Below are 19381 nucleotides of genomic sequence, written 5' to 3'. Positions count from 1 at the left end.
AAGATGGACATCAAGCAGCTGAAATTCCTCATCGCTCTCGACGAAACCCGACACTTCGGCCAGGCCGCCGCGCGTTGCCACATCACCCAGCCGACCTTGTCCATGCGCCTGCGCAGCCTTGAGGAAGAACTCGAGCTGCCGCTGGTCAATCGCGGCCAACGCTTCGAAGGTTTCACTGCACCGGGTGAGCGCGTGCTGGCATGGGCACGTACGGTGCTGGCGGCCTACGACGGTTTGCAGGCCGAAGCGGCGGCCTGTCGCGGCAACCTCGTGGGCACGTTGCGTCTGGGGGTGGTGCCGCTGTCGAGTTTCGACCCGGTGCCGCTGATGCAACGCCTGCACGCCGCACACCCGAACCTGCGGTTCGAACTCTCGGCCCTGAGTTCCGAACAGATCCTTGAACAACTGGCGAATAACCGTCTCGACCTCGGCGTATCGTACCTGGAGCATCTGGACGGCGAGCGCTTCGACTCCCTGGCGTTCAGCGAAACCCACATGGGCCTGCTCTACGATCAACGCTTCTTCAGTTTCGGCGAGACGCCACTGAGCTGGGAGTCGCTGATCGAACTGCCCATGGGCATGCTCACCAGCGGCATGCACTTTCGCCAGTCCATCGACCATAACTTCCACAGCCGTGGCCTGACCCCACAGCCGTTGCTGCAAACCGATGCAGTCCACCAATTGTTACAAGCGGTACACGGTGGCCTGTGCTGCGCGGTGATGCCGCTGAACAGCGGCCTCGAAAACCTCACCGATCACTTGCGTCTGCAACCCATCGAAAGCGCCCAGACCCTCGCCCGGCTGGGGCTGATCATGCGTCGCAGCGCTCCGCGTTCGGCCTTGGCAGAAGCCTGTTTTGCGATCTATCAGAAATCACCGGCAGACACTTGATCGACGCCATCTATCGGTAGATCAGTAATAGCGATTAGACGCGACATGTTGACGCGCCTAGGCTTAAAGCTGACCAAACCGTCGGTGATGCCTAATGAACGCCAAGCGCCCCGGCTGCGCGGCGCCCGCTCTCGAAACGCCCGCGCCCGCCGCAAGCCAGACATACAGTTACTGCAACCTCGAATACTCCGAATCATCCAGCACCGCGCTGGCTGAGGAAGTCGCGTTGGCGATCGCCTACAACGGCATCAGCCAGGCCGTCATGTTGGTGACGCCGACGGACCTTGAAGACTTCATCGTCGGCTTCAGCCTCGGCAGCGGCATCATCGAAGACGCTTCAGACATCTATGACCTGCAACTCAGCGGCTCGGGTTCGGCGCAATACGCGCAGGTGACCATCGCCAACCGCGCCTTCTGGAACCTCAAGCAGCAGCGCCGCCAACTGGCCGGCACCAGCGGTTGCGGGCTCTGTGGCGTTGAAGCGGTGGAGCAAGCGCTGCCCGACCTCAAGGTGCTGCCCGGCGCCCCGCTGCCCCCGGCCGAATGGCTGGACGGCCTGCGCCATCGCATCGGTGAATTCCAGCCTTTGGGCCAGCATTGCGGCGCGGTGCATGCGGCGGTGTTCATGAATGGTAAAGGCGAATTGCTGCTGGGCCGTGAAGACATCGGCCGGCACAACGCCCTCGACAAGCTGATCGGCGGGTTGATCCGCCAGAAAATCCCGACCACCGATGGTCTGGCGATTGTCACCAGCCGTTGCAGCCTCGAATTGATCCAGAAAGTTTTACGCGCCGGCATCCAGACCCTGGTCAGCCTGTCGTCGCCCACGGGACTGGCCGTGCAATGGGCCCGTCGACACAACCTCAATCTCATCCACCTGCCGCAAAAAAGTGCGCCGCGGGTCTACAGCCCCGCGACGGAGAATCAAGCGTGAGCCAACACCAACAAGCCGACCAGAAACCCGTTCCACGTTACAAGCCTTATAAAGGACCGGCCGGTGGCTGGGGCGCGCTGGCCAGCGTCGCCCGGGCCTGGTTGACCAGCGACAACGCGTTGAAAAATCTGCGCATGATGCTCAAGACCAACAAGAACGGCGGGTTCGACTGCCCCGGTTGCGCCTGGGGCGATTCTAAGGAAGCCGGCATGGTGGCGTTCTGCGAGAACGGCGCCAAAGCAGTGAACTGGGAAGCGACCAAACGGCGTGTCGATGGCGCATTTTTCGCCAAGCACAGCGTCAGCTCGTTGCTGGAGCAAAGTGATTATTGGCTCGAGTACCAGGGCCGTCTGACCGAGCCGCTGAGCTACGACGCCGAAACCGATCGTTACAAACCGATCAGCTGGGAAGCCGCCTTCGCCCTGATCGGCAAACACCTGCAAGGGCTGTCGAGTCCGAATCAGGCCGAGTTCTACACCTCGGGTCGTGCCAGCAACGAAGCGGCGTTCCTCTATCAATTGTTCGTGCGCGCCTATGGCACCAACAATTTCCCCGACTGCTCGAACATGTGCCACGAAGCCAGCGGTGTGGCATTGGCGCAAAGTGTCGGCGTTGGCAAAGGCACGGTGACCTTCGATGACTTCGAACACGCCGATGCGATTTTCGTCTGGGGCCAGAACCCTGGCACCAACCACCCGCGGATGCTCGAGCCACTGCGCGAAGCGGTGAAACGCGGTGCGCAGGTGGTGTGCATCAACCCGCTGAAAGAGCGCGGCCTGGAACGCTTCCAGCACCCGCAACACCCGATCGAAATGCTCACCAACGGCGACAAGCCGACCAACACTGCGTACTTCCGTCCGGCATTGGGCGGCGACATGGCGATCATGCGCGGCATGGCCAAGTTCCTGCTGCAATGGGAGCGCGATGCGCAGAAGGCGGGTGAGCCTGCGGTGTTCGACCACGACTTCCTCAATGAACACAGCGCCAACGTTCTGGAATACCTCGGCATCGTCGACGACACCCCGTGGGAGCAGATCGTCGAGCAATCCGGCCTGACCCTGGTGGAAGTCGAGCAAGCGGCGCGCATGTACGCCAAAGGCAAGAACGTGATCATGTGCTGGGCGATGGGCATCACCCAGCATCGCCATTCGGTGGCGACCATCCAGGAAATCGCCAACCTGATGCTGCTGCGCGGCAACATCGGCCGGCCGGGGGCCGGTCTGTGCCCGGTGCGCGGCCACAGTAACGTGCAGGGCGACCGGACGATGGGCATCAACGAGCGTCCGCCGGTGGCGTTCCTCGACTCCCTGGAGCGGCGCTTCCAGTTCAAGGTGCCGCGTGAAAACGGCCACAACGTGGTCGAGGCCATTCACGCCATGGCCGACGGCCGTTCGAAAGTCTTCATCGGCCTGGGCGGCAACTTCGCCCAAGCCACACCGGACAGCCCACGGACCTTCCAGGCCCTGAGTAACTGCGACTTGACCGTGCAGATCAGCACCAAGCTCAACCGCAGCCATTTGGTCCATGGTAAAGACGCGTTGATCCTGCCGTGCCTGGGCCGTACCGATATCGATATCCAGACCGAAGGCGCCCAAGCGGTGACCGTGGAAGACTCCTTCAGCATGGTCCACGCCTCCAACGGTCAGTTGCAGCCGTTGTCGAACCTGATGCGCTCGGAACCTGCAATCATCGCCGGTATCGCCGCCGCGACCCTGGGCAGCAAACCGGTGGACTGGAACTGGCTGGTGGCCGATTACAGCCGTATCCGCGACCTGATCGCCGACACCATCCCGGGCTTTCGGGACTTCAACGAGAAAGTCCAGAACCCCGGCGGTTTCTACCTGGGCAGCAGTGCTGGCGCACGTCGCTGGAATACCCCATCGGGTCGGGCCAATTTCCGCCCGAACATCCTGCCCAAAGACCTGGTGCACGAACGCACCCGCGCCACCGGCGTACTGCCGGACCTGATCATGCAGTCGATGCGCTCCCACGATCAGTACAACACCACCATTTATGGTCTTGATGATCGTTATCGCGGGGTGAAAGGTCAGCGGGATGTGTTGTTCGTCAATGAAGCCGACATCATTCGCCTGGGGTTCAAACCGGGGCAGAAAGCTGACATCGTTTCGATCTGGGATGATGGCCGTGAGCGGCGGGTCAAGGGTTTCACCCTGCTGGCATTTGATATTCCTGCCGGGCAAGCGGCTGCGTACTATCCGGAAGTGAACCCGCTGGTGCCGTTGGAAAGCACCGGGGATGGCAGCCATACGCCGACGTCGAAGTTTGTGGCGATCAGGCTGGAAGCGGCGAGTGAGACGGGGCTGATCATGGCTAAGTCAGCTTAACGCAAAATCAAAAGATCGCAGCCTTCGGCAGCTCCTACAGAGGAAACGCATATCCCGCGTAGGAGCTGCCGAAGGCTGCGATCTTTTAACAAAATCATTGACACAACAACTATCAAACGCCCACAAAAAAGGCCGCTTTTATATAAAAACGGCCTTTGATAAGTAGCTAAAGACCGGCGAAAAACACTTAAGTTCCGCCCAAAAAACAGCAACTTATAGAAATGTGCTCAAGTCGTGTTACTCGTCGGATTTCTATTGTCACAATCACGACGCAGCCTCAGGATCGCGCCGTCATCCCCTTGAGGTTCCTCTATGAAGTTCTCCTCGATTCTCTTGTTGTCCCTTGGCCTGGTCAGTGGCTTCGCGTCTGCTGGCGGCACCACCGAAGCAGGTGTGGGCGGCGCATTGGGCGGGGTTCTGGGCTCGGTCGTCGGCCAATCGCTAGGCGGCAGTACAGGTTCAACCATTGGCGCGGCCCTGGGCGGCGCGGGTGGTAGCGCAGTTGGCGCAGACAGACACAGCCGTGGCGAAGCCGCCATTGGTGGTGCGTTGGGCGCAGCTGGCGGTAACGTGGTCGGCCGCAGCATGGGCGGCACCACCGGTAGCCTGATCGGCTCCGCAGCAGGTGGCGGCCTCGGTGGCGCGCTGGGTAACCATATGGGCAACAATAGCTATGACGATGATCGTCGTTCCTCTCGTCGTGGTTATGACGATGATGATCGTCGCTACTACCGTGGTCACCCGGGTCGCGGCCATGCCTACGGGCATCGCAAGCATCACCATCGCTATCACGATGACGACTGAGGCTTGAATCGCCTCGTCGACCGGTAGATCCAAGAATCGCAGCCCTCGGGCTGCGATTTTTTTGCCCTCAGATCGCCAGTCGCTCCAATGCCCCACGCAATCCGGCAGGAATCGCCACCGGCTGGTTCGACAGCCGATCGACGAATACATGCACGAAGCGCCCTGCCGCGCAGACCTCATCTTCTCCAGCCTTGAACACCGCCAGCTCGTACTGCACCGAACTGTTGCCCAACTTGCCGACCCGCAGGCCAATCTCGATCCGATCCGGGAAAGCGATAGACGCAAAGTAATCACAGGCCGAACTCACCACAAAACCCACCACCTCACCGTCATGGATATCCAGACCGCCGACTTCGATCAGGTAGGTGTTCACCGCCGTGTCGAAAAAACTGTAGTAGGTGACGTTGTTGACGTGACCGTAGGTGTCATTGTCATGCCAGCGGGTGGTGATGGGCTGGAAATGGGGGTAGTCGGTGCGTTGGGGCATCGGGTTGGACATCAGCGTCGGTTCCTGGAGTTGGATGGCTAGTTTAAGGTGAAACCGCGTCGTACCCCTCGCGAGCAGGCGCCAAATAAATCACATGTCGGCAAACCCTCTGCCTTGCGCCGCCAACTCCCCAATCAACCGCGCCGGCGCCCAGTGATCGCCCTGTTTGGTCTCAAGCTGCAACAACCGCAGATGAATATCGTCCAGCCCTTGCTGATCCGCCCAGGCCATCGGCCCGCCCTTGTCCGCCGGGAAACCATAACCGTTGAGGTACACCAGATCGATGTCGTGCGCCGACGCCGCAATGCCTTCCTGAAGGATCTTCGCCCCTTCATTGACCAGTGCCAGCAAGCTGCGCTCAAGAATCTCCTCCGGCCCTATCTCACGCCGCTGAAACCCCAGCCCTTCGCTGACTTCCAGTACCAGCGCATCGACTTCCACATCGTGCTCAGCCTGACGACTGCCCGGTTCGTAATGGTAATACCCGTCACCACTCTTCTGGCCGAAACGCCCCAGCTCGCACAAGCGGTTGTCCACCTGAACCTCAGGCGCATCCTGGCCTTTGCCAGCCAATTCCCGCGCGCGCCATTCCAGGTCAATGCCGACCACGTCGTACATGCGGAACGGCCCCATGGCGAAACCAAAACCTTGCAGCGCCGCATCCACCTGATAAGGCAACGCGCCCTCCAGCAACATCTTGCGCGCTTCAAGCACGTACGGATGCAGCATGCGGTTACCGATGAAGCCGTGGCAGTTGCCCGAGACCACGCTGATCTTGCCCATGCGCCGGCCCAGCGTCAGGGCTGCATCAAGCACCGCCGGCGCGGTCTGGGCGCCGCGTACGATCTCCAGCAACTTCATGATGTGCGCCGGACTGAAGAAGTGCAGGCCCAGGACCTGCTGCGGGCGGCGAGTGGCAGCGGCGATGGCGTCGATATCCAGCGCCGAGGTATTACTGGCCAGAATCGCTTCAGGTTTGAGCAGGCCGTCGAGTTCGCGGAAGATTTTCTGCTTCAGCTCGAGGTTTTCGTAGACCGCTTCAATAACCAGATCAACATCGCGGATCGCTGCGTAATCGGCAGCCGCCGTTACCCGTGCAATGCGCGCATCCGCCTCGGTCTGATCGATCCGCCCCTGACGCACGTTGTGGGCGTAAGTGTCAGCCACACTGGTCAGCGCCTGCTCAAGCATCTGCGGATTGTTATCGACCCACTGCACCGGCACCCCGGCGTTGGCCAGGCACATGACGATGCCACGGCCCATGGTGCCCGCGCCAATCACGGCGGCGCGCTGAATATCGAACGATGTCTGGCTCATGGTTGTTCTCTTATTGGCGATCCAAAGACAGTCCTCACCATAGTCAGCCGATGCGTGTTTTTGAAGTTTATTCCTGTGATGGGCGACATTCAGCGGACGGATGCGTCCCGATCCCGCAGGTTAGAGGTTCGCCTCAGCCCACGTCCGGACCTCGGCATACGGATAATCTTCCAGCACCGCAAACCCAGGAATCGACCGTGCCTTGAGCTTGGTAAACAATGGAACGCTGATCCCGCACAAAAACCGCGTCACGCGCTCCGCCGATGGAGCACTTCCCGTGTGCTGTTGGTGCCTGTGGATAAAATCACCGCACAGCGCCTCGAAATTTTTATCCACAAGCGCCGGCAACTCCGGTGGTTCGGGTAACCGCGCTACGTGGCCGTGACACACCGAACAATGCCCGCATCGCCGTGGCGCGTTTTCGTCGCCGAAGTACTCGGCCAGGCGATATCCCAGGCAGTGGTCGGTGGCGAACAGATCCAGCATGGCGTGAATCCGCGAAATCTCGGTGCGTTCGTGCTGGGTGAAGTAGGTGTGCAATTCGGCGCTCAAGGCCTGGGAATCGAAGTCGGCTTGCAGCAGGCTATAGACCTCCGTCATCTGCTTGCTTTCAAGCTCCACCCAGCCCTTTTCCTGGAAGTAATCCAGCGCCTTGACCACTCGACTGCGCTCGGCGGAATGCTGCTGATACAGTGCGTCGAAATTCACCGTGGCCCAGGTCCGTGCGCGACTGGAAGTCTGGATGATCGCCGAGACGAAGTCCCTGCGCTCACCCTCGAAACGGGCCAGCAACGCTTCCGGCTCCTGCAAATACTTGAAGCGGTATTCAGCGTAATAGGCATAGCGCGGAGCGATCAGCCCACGCAACTCCAGCTGTACCAGCAAGGTCTTGAGCGGTAACTGACGAATGTTGCTCTGATCGGCCAAAGGCCCCAGCAGAAACTCCCACTGCCCCTCGGGCGCAGCGGCTTGCAACTCGTCGAGCACACAGCGAATGCCGTCCCGCTCCGGTGTGTCGCCGTAGACGAAATTCTCCAGCACGTTAAGGCTGTCGCGGTTGGCCAGCACCAGGCAATCGGACGGCTGCCCGTCACGCCCGGCACGGCCGATTTCCTGGCTGTAGTTTTCGATGGATTTGGGCAGGTCGAAATGCACCACGTTGCGGATATCGCTTTTGTCGATGCCCATGCCGAAGGCAATGGTGGCGACGATGCAATTGGACTGCCCGCCCATGAACCGGCGCTGAATCGCTTCCCGTTGCTCGTGGGGCAAACCGGCGTGATAGGCCTCGGCCTGTATGCCGTTGCGCCCCAGATGTTCGGCGATGTGCTCAGCTGTTTTCTGCAGAGTGACGTAGACAATGCTGGGCTGGCCGGGACGCTGGCTCATCCACTCGACCAGGCGGCGGCGCTTGTCCTGGCCACGCACCGGTTCCACCAACAGATTGAGGTTGGGCCGGTAGAAACCGGTGGTCACCACATCCTCAGGCGCAATGGCGAACCGGGCCTGCATGTCGGCGATCACCTTGGGCGTCGCGGTGGCCGTCAGCAGCAGCGCCTGAGGGATGTTGAACTGGCGTTGATAGTCCGGCAGCTTGAGGTAGTCGGGGCGGAAGTTGTGACCCCACTCGGAGATGCAGTGGGCCTCGTCCACCACCAACAGCGAGATCGGCACCTGCTGCAGAAAATGGCGGAAACGCTCGTTCTTCAGGCGCTCCACGGAAATCATCAGAATCTTCAATTCGCCGGACTTTGCCCGGGCCATCACATCGCTGGCGTCATCGCGACTCTGGGCCGAATCGATACTGCCCGCCGCAATGCCGTGGCGCTGCAAGAACGCCAACTGATCCTGCATCAACGCCAGCAGAGGCGAGACCACCAGCGTCAGGTGCGGCAGCAGGATGGCCGGTAACTGATAGCACAGGGATTTGCCCGAGCCGGTAGGGAAAATCGCGGCCGCCGAGCGCCCGGCCAGCACTGCGCTGACCGCCGCCTCCTGGCCGGGCCGAAACTGTGGATAACCGAAAACCTGTTCCAGGGTGTTGTGCATAAGCTGTCACTCCGTTGACCGCTGCGAAGCCCAAAGCCTAGCCGGCGAACGCAGCGAGTCGAGAAAAGGTCGGGGGCAAAAACGATACGGGATGATACAGCGTCAACCCATCGATTCCTTCGCCACAGATTGAAACAAACGAGGCACTTTGCCCCCTGACATCAGCCCCCTGTCAGCCGGTAAGGTTCGCCCCGAGAAAAACCATTATCCGCGAAGTTTTCATCAAGGCAGGACGCCTGCACGCGGATCCTCACAAAGGAACAATCATGTCTAACACTCTGCTTTTTCCAATCGCCCTTGTCTTTGCATCCCTGCTGCTGAGCGGATGCATGAAACTCCCTGACGACCCCCTCTACGCTGCGCCCACAACTCTGGACAGCGCCTCACAAACTTAGTCATCGATCGACTGACGTCGGGTGGCTATGGCACCAACACCGCCACCCGCAACTGCTCATCCAGCGCCTGCTCATGAAACACCCGGCTCTTGTTCGCCCACGCCGCATAAGCCGGGCTTATTTCGCCCGTAAACGCCGCCGCCAGCTGACGCAAATCGGCGACCCTGTGCACACGAGGACAGAAGAGTTGGTCCTCGCAGTTCTGACTGGCACTGCGATAGGTGATCAGCAACCGATCCCACAACCCGTCACGCACTTGCCTGATCGACTTGAGCTTCACAGCCCGCACGCCCAGTCGCTGTTTCAGCCCCTGCTCATCCAGCGCTTCGCTGGCCAGCAACGCCTTGCCCACCATCAACACCTCGGCGCGAGATGCGGTGTCGATGTCCGCTTGGGTGGCCAGCGCATCCGGCCAACCAGTTCGCTCCATGTTGGCGAGGACCAGTGAATGACCGACGTCAGCAGCACCCGCTATCCGACAAACACCGGCCCATAACAACAAAATCGAGGCCATACGCAGCCATTGCATACCTAATTCCCTTTAAGAGTCGACTCAGACGCTTCGAAACGTCCTACACATTCTGGCGCGCACCCTCCAGAGGCTGGATGCGTTAAGCCTGACAATCCCGTAGGAATATCGACCACCAAGGGAAAAGCTTAAAAAATAGTCGAGGGATGCGTAGGCAAAGGGCGATAACACCGGTAAACCCCCTACAAAACCTGTCCACTTGCACCACCTTGCGACGCTTCGCTGCGGCCATCTATAGTTTTCGACGCGGCTGAAAACACTGTGTCGGCCCGCCGGAGCGACTTCGTACAGGACACGCCTCAACCATGAACACGTTCAACCCGTTGACCAACCGCTATCGCCCACTCAAGACCAGCTACAGCGACACCCCGGTGTTGGTCATCGACACCGATGCCAGTCATGGCGACCTGCTCGATGCTGCCCAACAACGCCTGCGTGCGGCCAGCGATCTGCTCGAAACACTTTACTGTTTATGTTTCAAACAGGCAGACGTGAAAGACATCCCGCACATCGTCAATGCACTTTACTTATTGACGCAAGACGGCTGCGAATTACTAGAAGTTGCAAAACAACAACTAAAAAACCCATCATAAACTTTTAAAGCTACAAACCTAGAAACAACCAATCACTTTATTATTAAAACAATCAACACTAGCCTGCTTGCTCTTACACAAACCAAGGGCAACACCATGACAGTACTAACTATTTTCTTCTGCGGCACCGGTTCCACCAAATTCGACGACACCCATGAGAACTTCTGGGACGGTGAACTGGTCTCCACACTTTCCTCTAACCATACCGGCCGCGAGTTTGCCGAATGGATCGTGGTCGACGGCCCCGGCAGCGGTAACCTGCAAGCCGACGATCTGTTTACCAAGTCCGCGGACTATGGCCTCAGCGGTACGCTGTTCGGCAAAGGCTGGGAGCAAAATGTCCAGCACGCGATCAACATCATCAAAGGCCAGTGCGACTGGCAGCGCGAGCAACTGACCGAAGCGGAATACAACCGCCTCAAAGCTGCCGGCATTCCCATCGAAGATGTGAAAGTCGAAGGCTCGTGGTTCTGGCGTAAATACAACTACGGCGATCGCAGCGTGACGCAACAAAAGTTACAGGAGCAAATTATCAAGACCTTCCGCAAGGATGGTGTTATTCCAACCAAAGTAAACCTGGTGGGCTGGAGCCGTGGCGGCATTAGTTGCCACATGCTGGCCAACGCCATGTTCAAGGACAGCGAACTTAAAAACATCCCGGTTAATATCTTTGCGATTGATCCGGTGCCCGGCATTGGCAATTTCCAGGATGACAAAGTCAAACTTGGCGCCAACGTCAAAGAGTATGTAGGTTTCTTCGCCCGTGATGAACGCTCGAAAGGCTTCAGCTGCGTCATCCCGCAAACCGCCACCGGCACCCAAACCCACATCTACCCCATGGCCGGCCGCCACGCCACCATGGCCGGTAACGCCACCTCCGCCGGCGGCGTCCCCAGCGGTGCCAGCGACCTGAAAATCCTGGTCGAACCCGGCCGCATCGTCCGCCACCTCGCCGAAACCTGCCTCAAGCGTTGGGGCGTACAGCTGAACAAGCCGCTGAACCTGACCCAGGCCGACTTGGAGAACCTCAGCAACGCCATGGTCAGCGACGAAGCGAAGTACCGGCTGATGCACAACTACTCCTACACCTACTTCACCGAGCTGGACCAAGGCGAACGCTACGTTTCCCTGGGCAGCAAAGGGGTCAGCTTCTCCGCGGTGAAAGGCACGATCTACGCGCCGGCGACCGGGTTGAGCACCAGTCTGCTGGATGTTGCGGCGTATCGGTCTATTTGTTGAAAACGATGGCGGATCGGTAGGAACGGCCTATGAAATCTTCATACCGTTCCTACAAGAGAAGGCTCCTTGTCGGCTATCGCCATCCTGTAGCTCAAATCTATAGTCGTGACTGTCGCTGCCAAATCAGCGGCTCGGGCTTGGTCACCCGAATTAGATCTACGCACGCACCCGTTGTATGCTGCCGGCGCTTTTTTGTGTCAGTACAGTTTATGGCGGCTGTGTTTGGGACGTCTTCGGGCGTGCCGGGTAAGCGTGCGATCTCACCGGTTGACCAACCCGAATACAGTCCGCCTCCCATCGCTTGGTCACGATGGCAGCGGTTCTTTCTGATGCATTCGAGATTACACATTATGAATAATCCGTTCACACCTGATCGCTACCGCCCACTCCAATCCAACCTTACCGACACCCCACCCCTGATCATCGACACAGAGGCCAACCCGCAAGACATCCTCGAAGCCGCCCTCCAGCGCATCCGAGCCTCCAGCGACCTCCTCAAAACCTTGCACTGCATTTGCTTCAAACACGGCGACGTCGAAGACATCCCCCACATCACCCACGCGCTCTACTTGCTGACCCAGGACGGCTGCGACCTGCTGAAAGTCGCCCAGCAACGCATGATGGGCTGGAAAGCGCCGGCCTGACGCCGAGTGAAGATCGTTCCCACGCGCAGCAAAGGAATGCCTCTACGGACGCTCCGCGTTCGGCCCTTGGGACGCAGAGCGTCCCGGGCTGCATTCCCACGCGGAGCGCAGGAACGATCAAAAAAACTTGCGTACTACGAAAAAGTGCGCCGCTCAAACTACCTGGCTAGCCTGCGTCTGGCAGGATTCGACACATCACCGGCAGACCTCGACAAATCACTCCCTACACGAAAAGAAGTGCTGGCCAAGTACCGACAAGACAAACCGCTGCCATCTGCTTCCGCTCTTCCCCACGAACCCGACGCCCAATAAGATCCTCCTGAGCCCAACCGGACGCCCCACAATGAACCTCGCCCCCAACTTCCCCGACGATCACGCCATGCACCTGCTCATGCAGCTGCTGCACGAAGAACTCGGCCTACCCGAACGCAAAACCATCAGCCTCACCACCGCGATCAACTTTGACCTGGGCTGCGACGGCGCGGATGCGCGGCAGCTGATGGAAGCGCTGGAGGAACAGTTCGCCATCGACTTCATCGACTACGACGCGTATCGGTATTTTCAGCCCGAAGGCTTTGACCCGTTCCTCAAGCGCCGGGCCAAGGGTCGTGGCGACAAAATCCCGCTGACCATTGGCATGCTCTACAAAGCAATCAAGAAGCAACGCTGGAACACGCAGGAAGTGGAAGCTGTATAGCGGATCAGGACGATAGTAAGTGGCATTATTCTGGCTGTTTAGCGTGTTTACTGCGGGAGTATTGCCAGTTCCGCCTCAAGGGAGCTAAATCGCGCTCACAAAAAAGCCGCCCTCAAAGGGCGGCTTTCTCTTACCTCAAACCACTACCGATACTTACAACTTCGGCCCAGCAGCCTTGATCGCGTCGCTCACGTCGAACTTCTTGAAGTTCTCAACGAACAACCCAGCCAGCGCCTTAGCGGCTTCATCGTAAGCAGCCTTGTCAGCCCAGGTGTTACGTGGGTTCAACAGGCCAGTCTCAACGCCCGGTACAGCCAATGGCACGTCAAGGTTGATAGTGTCCAGGTGCTCAGTCTCGGCACCGATCAACGCGCCGCTCTGGATCGCTGCGATCACGCCGCGAGTGGTCGGGATGTTGAAGCGTTTGCCGACGCCGTAGCCGCCGCCGGTCCAGCCGGTGTTGACCAGGTAGACCTTGGAGCCGAAGCCGCGGATGCGCTTGATCAGCAGTTCTGCGTATTCGCCAGCCGGACGCGGGAAGAACGGTGCGCCGAAGCAGGTGGAGAAGGTCGACTTGATGCCGCTGCCGGAACCCATTTCGGTCGAGCCCACCAGTGCGGTGTAGCCGGACAGGAAGTGGTAGGCCGCTTGTTCTTCATTGAGGATCGACACTGGCGGCAGCACGCCGGTCAGGTCGCAGGTCAGGAAGATCACTGCGTTTGGCTCGCCGCCCAGGTTCTTCTCGGAACGCTTGGCTACGTGCTCCAGCGGGTAGGCGGCGCGGCTGTTCTGGGTCAGGCTGACATCGGTGTAGTCGGCGTGCTTGGCGTCGTCGATAACAACGTTTTCCAGGACTGCGCCGTGTTTGATGGCTTTCCAGATGACCGGCTCGTTCTTCTCGGACAGGTCGATGCACTTGGCATAGCAACCGCCTTCGATGTTGAACACCACGCCCTCGCCCCAGCCGTGTTCGTCGTCACCGATCAGGTAACGGCTTTCGTCGGCGGACAGGGTGGTTTTGCCGGTGCCGGACAGACCGAAGAACAGGGTCACGTCGCCCGCTTCGCCGATGTTGGCGGCGCAGTGCATTGGCAGCACGTCGGCGGCCGGCAGCAGGAAGTTCTGCACCGAGAACATGGCTTTCTTCATTTCACCGGCGTAGCGCATGCCGGCGAGCAGCACTTTTTTCTGCGCGAAGTTGATGATCACGCAACCGTCGGAGTTGGTGCCGTCACGCTCTGGCACGCACTCGAAGTTGGCGACGTTCAGAACTTGCCACTCTTCACGACCGGCCGGGTTGTACTGGGCCGGGTTGATGAACAGACAACGACCGAACAGGTTCTGCCAGGCAGTCTGGGTAGTCATTTTCACGGCCAGGTAGTGCTCTTCAGCCGAACCTACGTGTACGTGGGAAACGAAATGCTCTTGCGCGTTGTTGAACGCCTCGACGCGAGCCCACAGGGCATCGAACTTGTCGGCCGGGAACTTGCGGTTGATCGGGCCCCAGGCAATAGCGTCCTGGGTGGTCGGCTCTTCAACGATGAAACGATCGACTGGCGAACGGCCGGTACGGTGACCGGTGCGAACAACCAGCGCGCCGGTATCGGCAAGCTCGCCTTCACCGCGACTCAGGGCTTGTTTAACCAGATCATCAACACTCAGATCGGTGTACACGGCGTTATTGGCTTGCGTCATGAGGTTCCCCGTCGGCCAGTGGCCGAGTGCTCCAAACGTTTTGTAGTAGAAAGTCGTGCACTACTACCGCGAAAAAAGTGGGCCGGATTATGCCAGAAAAGCCCAAAAAGTGTAGGGCCCTCCCGTCAGAACGGCGTTATTCCGGCGTTAAGCAGTGAATTTACCTGCGCTGAAGCGTTTTAGTGACGGGTATCTGACGGCGTATCAACCCCTGCTCCGGCGAATAACTGAGTGATATCGGCCGCGTCGAACAGGTAGCGCTCGTTGCAAAACTGACAATCGACCTCGATGCTGCCGCCATGTTCGACAACCAGCTGCTGCGCATCTTCCAGACCCAGACTGACCAGCGCATTGCCCGAGCGTTCCCGGGAGCAACTGCAATGGAAGCGCAGTTTCTGCACATCGAACAAACGAACTTGTTCTTCGTGGTACAGGCGATGGAGCACGGTTTCGTTGTCCAGGCTCAGCAATTCGTCGGCGGTCAGGGTGCTGGCCAGGGCGGTGATGTGCTGCCAACTGGCGGCGCGATCTTCTTCATCTTTCAGACGGTCGGCAGGCAATTGCTGCAACAGCAGGCCACGGGCACGACGGCCGTCGGCGTACAGCTTGAAGCGGGTGCCAACCTGCTGCGACATGACGAAATAGTTGGTGAAGCAATCGGACAGGGTTTCACCGTCGAGATCGACAATGCCCTGATAACGCTGGCCTTGAGTCGGGTCGACAGTCAGCGCCAACACGCCATTGGGCATCAGGTCGGCGAGCGTCGCATCGGGCGCGATCTGCTCGGCGTGATAGCGGGCCAGGCCGCGAATTTCGCGCTCGCTGGAGCACTCGATCATCAGCATCGGCACCGGGCCTTCGGAACGGGCCTGAAGAATCAGCAAGCCATCGAACTTCAAGGTGCCTACCAGCAACGCTGCAGCCGCCATCAGCTCGCCCAGCAGTTGCGCGACCGGCTCCGGATAGGTGTGTTTGGCGAGGACTTCGGCATAGCTACGCTCCAATGCCACCAGTTCGCCGCGGGTGTCGCTGTCATCGAAGATGAAGCGTTGGGTGTAGTCGGTATCCGGTAGATCGGTCATAGGTCTGGGTATCTGAATTGGTGACAAAAAAGGTTACAAAAAATGAAACACGCCGTAGCAGCACTTTTGGGGGTGAGCTTAGCCATAGCGGCATTTTATGAACAATTCGGGGTTGTTCCAAGCAAGGTCAAACCTCGGTTTTCGACGAGCGGTGCTTTCACCTGCGAAATGCGCCGTTGGCGAATATCCCCCATATGGCTGCACAGGCAGGCGATTACAAGTCTGCGCCCGACGGCCGTCACTACTCGTCGTTGCTGCTGCCGCGAAACTTGAACAAATCCCGGCGCTGTTTCTTGCTCGGTTTGCCGTCGGTGCTCACGCCCAACGCCCCGGCCTTGCGCATGGCCGCCGCCGCTTCACGCTTGGCAATGCTGGCTTCGGTTTCGGCATACAGGGCCTGGGCTTCCGGCGCGCCACGACGCACGATCGACAACGCCTGGACCACCACCGTGCGCTCCTCGAAGCCGGTGCGAATCTGAAACTCGTCGCCGATCCTCGGCTCCTTGCCTGGCTTGCAGCGCTCACCCCGGCAATGCACCTTGCCGCTTTCAATCGCGGCCTTGGCCAAGGCACGTGTTTTATAAAAACGCGCAGCCCACAACCATTTATCGAGACGGACCTTGTCGTCCTCTTCGCTTTTTTGTGCCATTGGATGACCTCATTCTGAAATATCGATGAACTGTACTACCGTTTCTGTCGTGCCATGAATCACAACGCCGTGGATTAGAATGCAGGCATTCCCCCCTGTTTGAGGGATGAAAATCCGGGCCGTAGATATCTGTCGCCTTTTACCCATTATTCTGCGTGAATACCGCGAATTCGGCCGCACACGGCCTGAGCGGTTTTTACCGGTTGAGCACTTTTGAAGACATTTGACCATTTGACCGTTGTCGGTCTGCGCGAGTGGGTGGCGCTCCCGGATTTGGGAGTCGCGGGCCTTCGGGCAAAAATCGACACCGGCGCCAGTACCTCCAGCCTGCATGCCACCGACATCGAGCCGTTCGAGCGCGATGGCGAACAGTGGGTGCGTTTCACCGCGCACCTGGGCACGGTGGTGCAATTGCGTCACCGGCGCTGCGAAGCACCGCTGGTGACGATGAAAACCATTAAAAGCTCCAACGGCCACGCGCAGATGCGCTATGTGGTCAGTACCACCCTGGCCCTCGGTGATCGGGTCTGGCGGGTCGAGTTCACCCTCGCCTGCCGCAAGTCCATGCGTTATCGCCTGTTACTCGGTTCCAAAGCCCTGATCGACGGCCAGTTGGTGGTCAATCCGGGCATCAAATATGTACAAGACAAGCCGGTGTTCCCGGTATCTACCCTCTCCACAGGTGTTGCATGAAGATCGCTGTGCTGTCGCGGAACCCGCGTCTGTATTCCACCCGTCGTCTGGTCGAAGCCGGTATAGAGCGTGGCCATGAAATGGTGGTGATCGATACCCTGCGCGCCTACATGAACATTGCCAGCCACAAGCCGCAAATCCACTACCGTGGCAAACCGCTGGAGGGTTTCGATGCAGTGATCCCGCGGATCGGCGCATCGGTCACGTTTTATGGCTGCGCGGTGCTGCGCCAGTTCGAAATGATGGGGGTGTTTCCGCTCAACGAATCGGTGGCCATCGCCCGTTCCCGAGACAAACTGCGTTCCCTGCAATTGCTGTCGCGCCGAGGGATCGGTTTGCCGGTCACCGGTTTTGCGCACTCCCCGGATGACATTCCCGACTTGATCGAGATGGTCAACGGCGCGCCGCTGGTGATCAAGGTGCTGGAAGGCACCCAGGGCATCGGCGTGGTGCTGTGTGAAACGGCCACGGCGGCGGAGTCGGTGATCGAGGCCTTCATGGGCCTGAAACAGAACATCATGGTTCAGGAGTACATCAAGGAAGCTGGCGGCGCGGACATTCGCTGTTTCGTGGTCGGTGACAAGGTGATCGCGGCGATGAAGCGCCAGGCCAAGCCGGGGGAGTTTCGCTCCAACCTGCATCGCGGTGGCAGTGCGAGCCTGATCAAGATCACCCCGGAAGAACGCATGACCGCATTGCGTGCAGCGAAGGTCATGGGTTTGGCGGTGGCGGGTGTGGATATCCTGCGTTCCAATCATGGGCCGCTGGTGATGGAAGTGAACTCGTCGCCGGGACTGGAAGGGATTGAAACCACCACCGGGAAGAACGTGGCGGGGATCATCATTGAGCATCTGGAGAAGAATGGCGGGCCAAATATGACGCGGACCAAAGGTAAGGGTTGAGCCTGAAAAGATCGCAGCCTCGCTTCGCTCGACAGCTCCTACAGGAAGGTGCGATCCCCCGTAGGAGCTGTCGAGCGAAGCGAGGCTGCGATCTTTTCAGCCGCTAAACCGCATCCCGCGGCAACATCAACCCAAGCGGCAACCGCACCCGCGCTTCCAGCCCGCCACCGGAGCGGTTGCGCAGCTCGACATTGCCGCCATGCATCGAGGCGATCCGTTTCACGATCGCCACGGGTGAACGGGTTGAAAATCGCTTCCAGCTCCGACGGATCAATCCCCGCACCACGGTCCATGACACTCAGCACCACATACGGCGCGCTGGTATCCCCGGACACATAAGCCGCCACTTCCACTCCACTGCCAGCGTGATGCAGCGCATTGCCGATCAGGTTGTTCAGCAGCCGCTTCATCGACACCCGACGCAACGGGAACGGCTGGATCGGTTCCAGGCGCAAGTGCACTTTTTCTTCGTTCTGGTTGTACGGTGCGGCGACTTCACGAACCAGATCGCTCAGGTCCACTTCTTCCACCAACTCGTCACGACCATCGCGAATGAAGGCCAGGAACTGGTCAAGAATCGCGTCCATGTCTTCGATGTCGCGGATCATGTCGTCCGTCAGGTCGCTGTGATCGCCCATCAGTTCCAGGGACAGCCGCAATCGGGTCAGCGGCGTGCGCAGGTCGTGGGACACCCCGGCCAGCATCAGTTCGCGCTCGCGCCCCGCCTGTTCGACGTCTTCGGCCATCTGATTGAAGGCGCGATAGACCTCGGTCATTTCACTTGGCGTGTCGCTGATCGGCAGACGTACGCTGCGGCCCTGACCGAGTTGCCGCGCGGCATAGACCAGACGTTTCAACGGTTGATTGAGCTGGCTGACGAAAATCCACGCCGAGGCGGTGGATAGCAGGCCGATGGCGAGGAACCAGCCGAGCACGTTCCAGATTTTCTGGCCGCGCAACGGATGCGGGTACAGCGGCACTTTCAGCCAGCCATCGCCCAGGCTGGGTGCCCGAACCCACAGCGCCGGTGGCGAGTGCATGCGTAATCGTACTTCGGTGTCGGCACCCAGTTCGGCCTGCATCTGTCGCTGGTAGATCTCGCTGTACGGCCAGTGCTGCTCGCCTTCCGGCACACCGGCGCCCACCACCCGGATCAGGGTCGCGGCATCGGCAATCTTCGCGCGGTTCTCTTCATCGGCGGCCCAATAGGCGCGCAGCGTCAGGGCGACGCCGTGGCTGTATTGGCGATCCACCAGCACGTCTTCGTTCATCAGCAGATAAACCAGGGTCAGCGCCTTGGAGAACAGGACGACGATCAGCACCAGCCACAGGGTGCGAGAGAAGAAGCTCTGGGGGAACCAAACAGGGGTTTTCATGGGTAACCGCTACACACTTGCAGGAGCGAGCGATGCTCGCATATTGCGGATCGCGAGTCT

General features: G+C 59.4%; 17 protein-coding genes and 2 pseudogenes. 11 read left to right on the top strand and 8 right to left on the bottom strand.

What is annotated here, in order from left to right:
- The first annotated feature begins 3 nt into the window (after window positions 1–3).
- The 4 genes from ACEN9A_RS00685 to ACEN9A_RS00670 all read left to right on the top strand — a co-directional run bounded on the left by ACEN9A_RS00685 (window position 4) and on the right by ACEN9A_RS00670 (window position 4974).
- Window positions 4–891, top strand: coding sequence for a LysR family transcriptional regulator (locus tag ACEN9A_RS00685; protein WP_019651492.1), 888 nt, complete (start codon window positions 4–6; stop codon window positions 889–891).
- A gap of 94 nt (window positions 892–985) precedes the next feature.
- On the top strand, window positions 986–1825 hold the full coding sequence (fdhD, locus tag ACEN9A_RS00680) for a formate dehydrogenase accessory sulfurtransferase FdhD (RefSeq protein ID WP_258671982.1): 840 nt from the start codon (window positions 986–988) through the stop codon (window positions 1823–1825).
- The gene (locus ACEN9A_RS00675) at window positions 1822–4170 is read left to right on the top strand and encodes an FdhF/YdeP family oxidoreductase (protein ID WP_258671980.1); all 2349 of its coding nucleotides are present in this window, start codon (window positions 1822–1824) and stop codon (window positions 4168–4170) included. The genes fdhD and ACEN9A_RS00675 overlap by 4 nt, the downstream gene beginning before the upstream one ends.
- Window positions 4171–4482: 312 nt before the next feature.
- Complete coding sequence (locus ACEN9A_RS00670; protein WP_019651495.1) at window positions 4483–4974, top strand: glycine zipper domain-containing protein; 492 nt, start codon at window positions 4483–4485, stop codon at window positions 4972–4974.
- A gap of 67 nt (window positions 4975–5041) precedes the next feature.
- Here ACEN9A_RS00670 and ACEN9A_RS00665 read toward each other — a convergent pair whose 3' ends face one another.
- From ACEN9A_RS00665 to ACEN9A_RS00650, 4 genes are all read right to left on the bottom strand, one after another.
- Complete coding sequence (locus ACEN9A_RS00665) at window positions 5042–5473, bottom strand: acyl-CoA thioesterase (protein WP_258671979.1); 432 nt, start codon at window positions 5471–5473, stop codon at window positions 5042–5044.
- A gap of 78 nt (window positions 5474–5551) precedes the next feature.
- Window positions 5552–6778, bottom strand: coding sequence for a 3-hydroxyacyl-CoA dehydrogenase (locus ACEN9A_RS00660; RefSeq protein ID WP_258671978.1), 1227 nt, complete (start codon window positions 6776–6778; stop codon window positions 5552–5554).
- A 120-nt stretch (window positions 6779–6898) separates the two neighbouring features.
- Entirely contained in the window at window positions 6899–8827 is a 1929-nt protein-coding gene (locus ACEN9A_RS00655; protein WP_258671976.1) for a RecQ family ATP-dependent DNA helicase, read from the bottom strand.
- 420 nt (window positions 8828–9247) lie between these two features.
- Window positions 9248–9751 (bottom strand): hypothetical protein, encoded by a 504-nt coding sequence (locus tag ACEN9A_RS00650; RefSeq protein WP_019651500.1) that lies wholly within the window; start codon window positions 9749–9751, stop codon window positions 9248–9250.
- 305 nt (window positions 9752–10056) lie between these two features.
- Here ACEN9A_RS00650 and ACEN9A_RS00645 point away from each other — a divergent pair, with 305 nt between their 5' ends.
- The 5 genes and pseudogenes from ACEN9A_RS00645 to ACEN9A_RS00625 all read left to right on the top strand — a co-directional run bounded on the left by ACEN9A_RS00645 (window position 10057) and on the right by ACEN9A_RS00625 (window position 12924).
- The gene (locus ACEN9A_RS00645) at window positions 10057–10344 is read left to right on the top strand and encodes a hypothetical protein (RefSeq protein WP_019651501.1); all 288 of its coding nucleotides are present in this window, start codon (window positions 10057–10059) and stop codon (window positions 10342–10344) included.
- A 96-nt stretch (window positions 10345–10440) separates the two neighbouring features.
- Window positions 10441–11583, top strand: a complete 1143-nt coding sequence (locus tag ACEN9A_RS00640; RefSeq protein WP_019651502.1) for a hypothetical protein — start codon at window positions 10441–10443, stop codon at window positions 11581–11583.
- Between the two features lie 350 nt (window positions 11584–11933).
- Window positions 11934–12227, top strand: coding sequence for a hypothetical protein (locus tag ACEN9A_RS00635; protein ID WP_019651503.1), 294 nt, complete (start codon window positions 11934–11936; stop codon window positions 12225–12227).
- Between the two features lie 120 nt (window positions 12228–12347).
- Window positions 12348–12482, top strand: a pseudogene (locus ACEN9A_RS00630) (YhfG family protein); the annotation flags it as partial.
- Window positions 12483–12570: 88 nt separating this feature from the next.
- Window positions 12571–12924 carry a DUF1493 family protein gene (locus tag ACEN9A_RS00625; protein ID WP_019651504.1) on the top strand — a complete coding sequence of 118 codons (354 nt, stop codon included), beginning with the start codon at window positions 12571–12573 and terminating at the stop codon, window positions 12922–12924.
- Between the two features lie 153 nt (window positions 12925–13077).
- Here ACEN9A_RS00625 and ACEN9A_RS00620 read toward each other — a convergent pair whose 3' ends face one another.
- From ACEN9A_RS00620 to ACEN9A_RS00610, 3 genes are all read right to left on the bottom strand, one after another.
- Window positions 13078–14619 carry a phosphoenolpyruvate carboxykinase gene (locus tag ACEN9A_RS00620; protein WP_019581745.1) on the bottom strand — a complete coding sequence of 514 codons (1542 nt, stop codon included), beginning with the start codon at window positions 14617–14619 and terminating at the stop codon, window positions 13078–13080.
- A gap of 179 nt (window positions 14620–14798) precedes the next feature.
- Window positions 14799–15701, bottom strand: coding sequence for an Hsp33 family molecular chaperone HslO (gene hslO / locus ACEN9A_RS00615; RefSeq protein WP_019651505.1), 903 nt, complete (start codon window positions 15699–15701; stop codon window positions 14799–14801).
- Between the two features lie 241 nt (window positions 15702–15942).
- Window positions 15943–16350, bottom strand: a complete 408-nt coding sequence (locus ACEN9A_RS00610) for an RNA-binding S4 domain-containing protein (protein ID WP_018929316.1) — start codon at window positions 16348–16350, stop codon at window positions 15943–15945.
- 213 nt (window positions 16351–16563) lie between these two features.
- Here ACEN9A_RS00610 and rimB point away from each other — a divergent pair, with 213 nt between their 5' ends.
- Together rimB and rimK are read left to right on the top strand one after the other, a co-directional pair.
- Entirely contained in the window at window positions 16564–17043 is a 480-nt protein-coding gene (rimB, locus tag ACEN9A_RS00605; protein ID WP_018929317.1) for a retropepsin-like aspartic endopeptidase RimB, read from the top strand.
- Window positions 17040–17945 (top strand): 30S ribosomal protein S6--L-glutamate ligase, encoded by a 906-nt coding sequence (rimK, locus tag ACEN9A_RS00600; protein WP_007903081.1) that lies wholly within the window; start codon window positions 17040–17042, stop codon window positions 17943–17945. The genes rimB and rimK overlap by 4 nt, the downstream gene beginning before the upstream one ends.
- A 103-nt stretch (window positions 17946–18048) precedes the next feature.
- On the opposite strand, the pseudogene ACEN9A_RS00595 reads toward rimK, so the two are convergent.
- A pseudogene (locus ACEN9A_RS00595) lies at window positions 18049–19321 on the bottom strand (ATP-binding protein).
- Window positions 19322–19381: the final 60 nt, after the last annotated feature.

The sequence above is a fragment of the Pseudomonas sp. Pseusp18 genome (genome assembly GCF_059506005.1).
This window is presented reverse-complemented; position numbering and strand designations above follow the sequence as displayed.

Excerpts from the sequence above, each read along its gene's own strand:
- ACEN9A_RS00625 (WP_019651504.1), top strand. The coding sequence starts at position 12,571 with ATGAACCTCGCCCCCAACTTCCCCGACGATCACGCCATGCACCTGCTC.
- ACEN9A_RS00620 (WP_019581745.1), bottom strand. The coding sequence starts at position 14,619 with ATGACGCAAGCCAATAACGCCGTGTACACCGATCTGAGTGTTGATGAT.
- ACEN9A_RS00660 (WP_258671978.1), bottom strand. The coding sequence starts at position 6,778 with ATGAGCCAGACATCGTTCGATATTCAGCGCGCCGCCGTGATTGGCGCG.
- ACEN9A_RS00650 (WP_019651500.1), bottom strand. The coding sequence starts at position 9,751 with ATGCAATGGCTGCGTATGGCCTCGATTTTGTTGTTATGGGCCGGTGTT.
- ACEN9A_RS00635 (WP_019651503.1), top strand. The coding sequence starts at position 11,934 with ATGAATAATCCGTTCACACCTGATCGCTACCGCCCACTCCAATCCAAC.
- ACEN9A_RS00610 (WP_018929316.1), bottom strand. The coding sequence starts at position 16,350 with ATGGCACAAAAAAGCGAAGAGGACGACAAGGTCCGTCTCGATAAATGG.
- ACEN9A_RS00645 (WP_019651501.1), top strand. The coding sequence starts at position 10,057 with ATGAACACGTTCAACCCGTTGACCAACCGCTATCGCCCACTCAAGACC.
- ACEN9A_RS00670 (WP_019651495.1), top strand. The coding sequence starts at position 4,483 with ATGAAGTTCTCCTCGATTCTCTTGTTGTCCCTTGGCCTGGTCAGTGGC.
- ACEN9A_RS00665 (WP_258671979.1), bottom strand. The coding sequence starts at position 5,473 with ATGTCCAACCCGATGCCCCAACGCACCGACTACCCCCATTTCCAGCCC.
- fdhD (WP_258671982.1), top strand. The coding sequence starts at position 986 with ATGAACGCCAAGCGCCCCGGCTGCGCGGCGCCCGCTCTCGAAACGCCC.
- rimK (WP_007903081.1), top strand. The coding sequence starts at position 17,040 with ATGAAGATCGCTGTGCTGTCGCGGAACCCGCGTCTGTATTCCACCCGT.
- ACEN9A_RS00685 (WP_019651492.1), top strand. The coding sequence starts at position 4 with ATGGACATCAAGCAGCTGAAATTCCTCATCGCTCTCGACGAAACCCGA.
- hslO (WP_019651505.1), bottom strand. The coding sequence starts at position 15,701 with ATGACCGATCTACCGGATACCGACTACACCCAACGCTTCATCTTCGAT.
- ACEN9A_RS00640 (WP_019651502.1), top strand. The coding sequence starts at position 10,441 with ATGACAGTACTAACTATTTTCTTCTGCGGCACCGGTTCCACCAAATTC.
- ACEN9A_RS00655 (WP_258671976.1), bottom strand. The coding sequence starts at position 8,827 with ATGCACAACACCCTGGAACAGGTTTTCGGTTATCCACAGTTTCGGCCC.